The sequence below is a fragment of the Aphanizomenon sp. CS-733/32 genome (genome assembly GCF_028330045.1).
Lineage (GTDB): Bacteria > Cyanobacteriota > Cyanobacteriia > Cyanobacteriales > Nostocaceae > Dolichospermum > Dolichospermum gracile.
Genome location: NZ_JAQMSE010000008.1, coordinates 20843 through 27170, shown reverse-complemented (window position 1 = coordinate 27170; position 6328 = coordinate 20843). Strand labels below are relative to the sequence as shown.

8 protein-coding genes are annotated in these 6328 nt (G+C 40.0%); 6 read left to right on the top strand and 2 right to left on the bottom strand.

Translation table 11 applies throughout. The features are described from left to right. The first annotated feature begins 230 nt into the window (after positions 1–230). From PN471_RS00505 to PN471_RS00485, 5 genes are all read left to right on the top strand, one after another. The gene (locus PN471_RS00505; protein WP_271775225.1) at positions 231–509 is read left to right on the top strand and encodes a hypothetical protein; all 279 of its coding nucleotides are present in this window, start codon (positions 231–233) and stop codon (positions 507–509) included. After that, on the top strand, positions 502–765 hold the full coding sequence (locus tag PN471_RS00500) for a type II toxin-antitoxin system RelE family toxin (RefSeq protein WP_027404422.1): 264 nt from the start codon (positions 502–504) through the stop codon (positions 763–765). Before PN471_RS00505 ends, PN471_RS00500 begins: the two co-directional genes overlap by 8 nt. Before the next feature lie 65 nt (positions 766–830). Continuing rightward, the gene (locus PN471_RS00495) at positions 831–1337 is read left to right on the top strand and encodes a hypothetical protein (RefSeq protein ID WP_271775224.1); all 507 of its coding nucleotides are present in this window, start codon (positions 831–833) and stop codon (positions 1335–1337) included. A 186-nt stretch (positions 1338–1523) separates the two neighbouring features. After that, entirely contained in the window at positions 1524–1766 is a 243-nt protein-coding gene (locus tag PN471_RS00490; protein ID WP_271775223.1) for a DUF2281 domain-containing protein, read from the top strand. A gap of 34 nt (positions 1767–1800) precedes the next feature. Next, on the top strand, positions 1801–1992 hold the full coding sequence (locus PN471_RS00485; protein WP_271775222.1) for a DUF433 domain-containing protein: 192 nt from the start codon (positions 1801–1803) through the stop codon (positions 1990–1992). On the opposite strand, the gene PN471_RS00480 is transcribed toward PN471_RS00485, so the two are convergent. Together PN471_RS00480 and PN471_RS00475 are read right to left on the bottom strand one after the other, a co-directional pair. Then, the gene (locus PN471_RS00480; RefSeq protein ID WP_271775221.1) at positions 1989–2486 is read right to left on the bottom strand and encodes a DUF3368 domain-containing protein; all 498 of its coding nucleotides are present in this window, start codon (positions 2484–2486) and stop codon (positions 1989–1991) included. The two genes, PN471_RS00485 and PN471_RS00480, sit on opposite strands and share 4 nt — an antisense overlap. Continuing rightward, entirely contained in the window at positions 2483–2728 is a 246-nt protein-coding gene (locus tag PN471_RS00475) for a UPF0175 family protein (RefSeq protein ID WP_271775220.1), read from the bottom strand. The genes PN471_RS00480 and PN471_RS00475 overlap by 4 nt, the downstream gene beginning before the upstream one ends. Before the next feature lie 348 nt (positions 2729–3076). Here PN471_RS00475 and uvrA point away from each other — a divergent pair, with 348 nt between their 5' ends. Then, positions 3077–6013, top strand: coding sequence for an excinuclease ABC subunit UvrA (gene uvrA / locus PN471_RS00470; RefSeq protein WP_271775219.1), 2937 nt, complete (start codon positions 3077–3079; stop codon positions 6011–6013). The last annotated feature ends 315 nt before the right edge of the window (positions 6014–6328 follow it).

Sequence of the window (6328 nt, the reverse complement as noted above, 5' to 3'; positions counted from 1 at the left end):
TCCAAATGTGGTTTTAGTGTGTCTCGTAATAAGTTAATCTGGTTCATAGGGGTTTCTTTGATTGTGTGGTAACTTTCTATGAAACCCTTTCTCTGTTTCCTTTGCAAGCTTTTTCTCTATTTTTTGTCCTGTACAGAGAAGTTTGATATCAACCAATGTGATCAACAGATTCAAGAACTGCAATATTTCCTAACAGCTAATTTAGCAATTTTAGAAAGTGGAGGTAAACAATGAATACTATGGATAATTCCCCAGGTTCAGATAGATCATTGGAGGTTTTAGAATCTGTGACAGAGTTACAGAACCACCTTAATGAATTACTCAAACAACTATCACCAGAAAGATTACAAGTCCTTGCTGATTTTGCCGCTTACTTAGCAAATGCGGAAAGTGAAGCTGCAACCCAAGAACTTTTAGCAATTCCTGGATTGCTAGAACGAGTTAAGCAAAATCAAACAACTCCTAAAACCCATTACACAAATTGGAGAACCCTTCGATCTGATGTATGAAGTTGTTCTCCATCCCGATGCCCAAAAGGTTTATATTAATGCTGATAAAGCCCTAGCAAAGAAAATTGCCCGGTGTTTGCAGCAGCTAGAACAAACCCCCCAGTCGCACCCTAACATCAAAGCCCTCAAGGGAGATTATGCAGGGTACTATCGCTACCGAATCGGCGACTACAGGGTAATCTATTCGATAGAAGATGAAGTTGTGCAGGTATTTGTTGTGGCGATCGCTCATCGGAGTGAAGTATATGAACAGTAAATATGAGTTGTGATTTTACTGGTAGATTGAATCAACAACCTCACCTCTTACCCTTACTTTGAATTATGCCAAATCTTCACGAACTAATTGACAGTAATTTCCATCATCCACACTACGGACGGTTACTACAGCATCGTGATCATCGCAATTCCAGTATTTTACACTACTCTGTACAACTTAATGATTGGGATTCTTTAGCATGGGAACCAATTCATGCTGGTAGAGAAAAAGATACTGGAAGGCTGGCAATTTGGCCTATTAATTGGAATCATTTCCAACCTGACCAAACTCACCATTGGCACAGGGAACAGGTACATCGAGCTTTGCATATTTCTGTAAAAGAATTTCACGAAAATTGGCATTATGAACTTTATCGCTTCAATTGCGAACATTGGGCGCGAGTTGTATCAACAGGAGATTGTAGATGTTACCAGATTGCTGAGTTCAAAAAGTTGCAAAACATTCCTGTTCTTGGTTTTCTGATTGTAGGTATTGCTGGAGCAGTAACAGGTGCATGGGAACATAATGGATATGCTCAACAAGTAGTTGAAAAAGTTTGTAGTGCAGCATAATGTTATTCTACTGCGATCGCTCCGCTCGCCGAAGGCATCGCTTGCCAGCTACTACAAAGTCTGATAGCGGAACGAAAACCGACTTTTTCTAAGACACGGCTAAGTTAATAAAATTGAGGACAGCGATCGCACTACTGTACCCTAATGAGAAACGTTAAACAGCAATTTCAGTCAAAATAGAATAGTGTGTTTGAAGTAAGCAGCATTCCTTTAAATAAAGATATGGATACTTTAACCAAAAACCGAGAGCAAATTATTGAGTCAATTAAGACATTGCCTGAAGATTCACTTACTGAACTCATCAATTTTGTTGATTACCTGCGCTATAAAGCAACTGAAAAACAATCTCAAAAAACCAGTAAAAACTTTTTGCTTTCAATTGCAGCCTTGGGAAGTTCAGTAAAAAAGAGTGATAATGGAAAAGATTAACGCAGCCATTTCTGGTTTCCCAATCTAATCAGCTATGCAAAACCTCACCAGAATTACCCGCAATCCAGAAGTAATGGGCGGTAAACCCTGTATCCGGGGAATGCGTGTTACAGTTGGTACTATCGTTGGACTAATGGCATCTGGACACAGTGCAAGTGATATCCTCAAGGCTTACCCATACCTTGAAGAAGCAGATATCTATGAGGCTCTCTCCTATGATCTTTAAATAGCAGTTTCTTCATTAACAGCCTGTAAAACACTTTTATACAACGAATCGGCAATCCAAAAGCCTGCTTGATTAATTAAATCATCCATCAAAGGCTTAACTAAAATAACTAGTCCTTGACTTTTTGCCTCTATCAAAATGCCTAAAATTCCTGTGTACTTGAGGTGTAGTTTATTAGCAATAATCCGCCCTCGACGCTCATCAATTAGAAGTTGATCTGCTCGTAATTCAACTGCTAAGGCGATCGCCTCAGCCTCACCTACATCAAGTTCATTAATGAGGACTTCAATAACTGTGCGATTAGTAACTGAACAAGTTTGAATCCATTCAAAAGTTTGGACTTCAAGCACTCCCGCAACTGGGAAGTCAGGATCAGTTAATTCTCGATAAACGGCTTCTGGGATAATGACTGTACCGTAAAGTTGTTGAAGTAAATGGAGTTGGTTAATTGCTGCAAGATTATTGATTGGTGATGTATCGCTGACAATGATCACAACCTACCCATCTCCCGTAGATTTTTAATGTCTTGTTCAAAATCTTCTACACCATAATGCACGGGGATTTGACGACTTGCTAATAGATGTTGAAAAGCAATCCGGTTCATCCCTGCAAATCGGCTGGCTTGAGCTAGGGTAAGTTTTTCCTTCTGAAACAGCAAAACGGCAATTTCTTGCTTCATTTCCTCTTCATTCATTCGAGTCGCGGTTAGAAGTTCATCAGAGATGGTAATACTCATAACTAAAGTCCTCTTCAATATTCTTAATTCTAAACATTACCTCTGTTAAGGTGAATAAAAACTTTAGTGAAAAAAAGATTTCTGGTAAGTACCTGAGCAAAATTAATTAAACATTTTGAAAATACCTAAACCAATGAATTACGTAAGGGGAAACCCCCTGTGGTTGCCCCAAACACGGGGGTAGAAGGGCGCTACCCCTACATTAAATCGAAATTTTTTATATAATCAATTTTGCCTACCTACTTAAAACATTTCTTCATAAAAATACATGACAAGTGGGAAACTCATTAACAAAGATAGTATTATTAAGGATTGTTTCACTGTGTAACCTTTCCTTAGCCTGTCAATATGTCAGAAAACCTAGCTTTAAACGATGTGCTGCCAAACGCTCACAATAGCCAGAATACTATCCGCATTCGGGGTGCTAGGCAGCATAATCTGAAAAATATTGATTTGGAATTGCCCCGCGATCGCCTGATTGTCTTTACTGGCGTTTCTGGTTCGGGTAAGTCTTCTTTGGCGTTCGATACCATTTTCGCTGAAGGTCAACGTCGTTATGTGGAATCCCTCAGCGCCTACGCTCGACAATTTTTGGGGCAGTTGGATAAACCCGATGTGGAAGCTATCGAAGGTTTGAGTCCAGCAATTTCCATTGACCAAAAATCAACTTCCCATAATCCCCGTTCGACGGTGGGGACGGTGACGGAAATTTATGATTATTTGCGGTTGTTATATGGTCGCGCTGGTGAACCCCATTGTCCCCACTGCGATCGCTCTATTGCCCCTCAGACCATTGACCAGATGTGCGATCGCATCATGGAACTTCCTGACCGTACCCGCTTCCAAATTTTAGCCCCTGTAGTCCGGGGAAAAAAGGGAACTCACCGCAAATTAATTTCTGGTTTAGCCGCCCAAGGATTTGCCCGCATTCGGGTCAATGGAGAGGTGCGAGAGCTATCAGATTCCATTGAGTTAGATAAAAATAACACACATACTATAGAACTGGTTATTGACAGATTAGTTAAAAAAGATGGTATTCAAGAGCGTTTGGTAGATTCTCTAGCAACTTGTCTTAAGCAATCTAACGGAATTGCCACAATTGAGGTATTAAAAGAGACATGGGATAAGATAGCGCTGGAGCGGTCTGATAGTAAGTATATAGCAACTGAGGCAGAAAATCAAGGTATTTCAGAACAAGAATTACCCACAGAAATGGTATTTTCGGAAAACTTTGCTTGTCCCGAACATGGGGCGGTAATGGAAGAATTATCCCCCCGGTTGTTTTCTTTCAATTCCCCTTATGGCGCTTGTCCCCATTGTCACGGGATTGGGACTTTAAGAAGATTTTCCCCGGAATTGGTTGTACCTAACCCAGATTCGCCCATGTATGCAGCGATCGCACCTTGGTCAGAAAAGGAAAACTCCTATTATTTGGAATTGCTGTATGCTGTCGGCTTAAATTATGGCTTTGAATTACAAACTCAATGGAGGAAGTTAACACCGGAACAGCAAAAAGTTGTTTTGTATGGAGAAGAGGAAAAGAAAACTACAGAAGAGAAAAAGCAAAGTTTCAAAGGTGTCATTCCCATTTTACAAAGACAGTATGAAGGAGGAACAGAACTAGTCAAACAGAAATTAGAAGAATATTTAATTGACCAACCCTGCGAAGTTTGTGGCGGGAAAAGATTAAAACCTGAAGCCTTAGCAGTGAAATTGGGACAATATGGAATTTTAGATTTTACCAGCGTTTCCATTCGGGAATGTCAGGAAAGAATCGAAAAATTAAAATTGAGCGATCGGCAAACCCAAATAGCTGAATTAGTTCTCCGAGAAGTGAAAGCCAGATTACAATTTTTATTAGATGTAGGCTTAGATTATCTCACCTTAGATCGTCCCGCCATGACATTATCAGGTGGAGAAGCCCAACGCATTCGGTTAGCCACACAAATCGGTTCAGGACTAACAGGAGTTCTTTACGTTTTAGACGAACCCAGCATTGGATTACATCAACGAGATAACGGACGATTACTCAAAACCTTAACCAAATTACGCGACTTGGGAAATACCTTAATAGTTGTTGAACATGACGAAGAAACTATCCGCGCCGCTAACTATATAGTTGATATTGGTCCTGGTGCCGGAATTCATGGTGGAAATGTTATTTCCGAAGGCAGTTTAGAGAATTTATTAAATGCAGAAGACTCTTTAACTGGTGCTTACCTCTCAGGCAGAAGAGTCATCAATACTCCAGCCAAAAGAAGAGAAGGAAATGGTCGCGCCTTAACTATTAAAAATGCCCATCGCAACAACTTACAAAACATAGATGTAGAAATTCCCTTGGGAAAACTTGTTTCCGTTACAGGAGTTTCCGGTTCAGGAAAATCTACCTTAATTAACGAATTACTTTATCCATCCCTACAACATCATCTCCTCAAAAAAGCTCCTTTACCCAAAGATATAGATGAAATCAAAGGTTTAAACTGCGTTGATAAAGCCATTGTCATTGACCAATCACCCATAGGTAGAACTCCCCGTTCCAACCCCGCAACCTACACCGGAGTTTTCGATATTATTCGTGATGTTTTTTCCCAAACTGTAGAAGCCAAAACCAGAGGTTACAAACCTGGACAATTTTCTTTTAATGTCAAAGGTGGCCGTTGTGAAGCTTGTAGTGGACAAGGTGTAAATGTCATCGAAATGAACTTTTTACCTGACGTTTATGTGCAATGTGAAATTTGCAAAGGTGCGAGATATAACCGGGAAACTCTGCAAGTTAAATATAAAGATAAATCAATTTCTGATGTTTTGAATATGACCGTTGAAGAAGCATTAGATTTTTGTCAAAACATTCCTAAAGCCGTAACGAGATTACAAACATTATTTGATGTTGGTTTGGGTTATGTGCAATTAGGACAACCAGCGACAACTTTATCTGGTGGAGAAGCCCAACGGGTGAAATTAGCCACAGAATTATCTCGACGGGCCACAGGCAAAACACTTTATTTAATAGATGAACCAACCACAGGGTTATCTTTTTATGATGTTCACAAGTTGTTAGACGTTCTCCAAAGATTAGTAGATAAAGGCAATTCCATTTTAGTCATTGAACATAATTTAGATGTAATTCGTTGTTCTGATTGGGTCATAGATTTAGGACCAGAAGGTGGAGATAAAGGCGGAGAACTGATTGCTGCGGGAACGCCAGAAGATGTGGCCAAAAATCCTCGTTCTTATACTGGTCAATATTTACGGCAGGTATTGGCACAATATCCAGCGGTGAGCTAAATAACCTCTGAATTATGATGTGCGTAATTAATTCGATTTTTAAACGGATTTTGGTAGATATTCACTACCCTAAGCTACTTAATATTGCTCAGAAATCATTGAGGATTCCTACAGCGATTTCCAATCATATAAGGTACATCTTAGCCCCCTCATCGCACCCCCCTAAATCCCCCCGCTGCGGGGGGAAGAAAAGGATAAGCTTTTGATACGGGAGGGGGTTGGGGGTGGGGTTCCCGGGTTTGATGACAATTTGCTGTAAATATACTTGAAGAAACTGACAGACAATTGCTATGTATGCTCATATTAGAGTAAAAA

Excerpts from the sequence above, each read along its gene's own strand:
- PN471_RS00505 (WP_271775225.1), top strand. The coding sequence starts at position 231 with ATGAATACTATGGATAATTCCCCAGGTTCAGATAGATCATTGGAGGTT.
- PN471_RS00500 (WP_027404422.1), top strand. The coding sequence starts at position 502 with ATGTATGAAGTTGTTCTCCATCCCGATGCCCAAAAGGTTTATATTAAT.
- PN471_RS00495 (WP_271775224.1), top strand. The coding sequence starts at position 831 with ATGCCAAATCTTCACGAACTAATTGACAGTAATTTCCATCATCCACAC.
- PN471_RS00485 (WP_271775222.1), top strand. The coding sequence starts at position 1,801 with ATGCAAAACCTCACCAGAATTACCCGCAATCCAGAAGTAATGGGCGGT.
- PN471_RS00475 (WP_271775220.1), bottom strand. The coding sequence starts at position 2,728 with ATGAGTATTACCATCTCTGATGAACTTCTAACCGCGACTCGAATGAAT.
- uvrA (WP_271775219.1), top strand. The coding sequence starts at position 3,077 with ATGTCAGAAAACCTAGCTTTAAACGATGTGCTGCCAAACGCTCACAAT.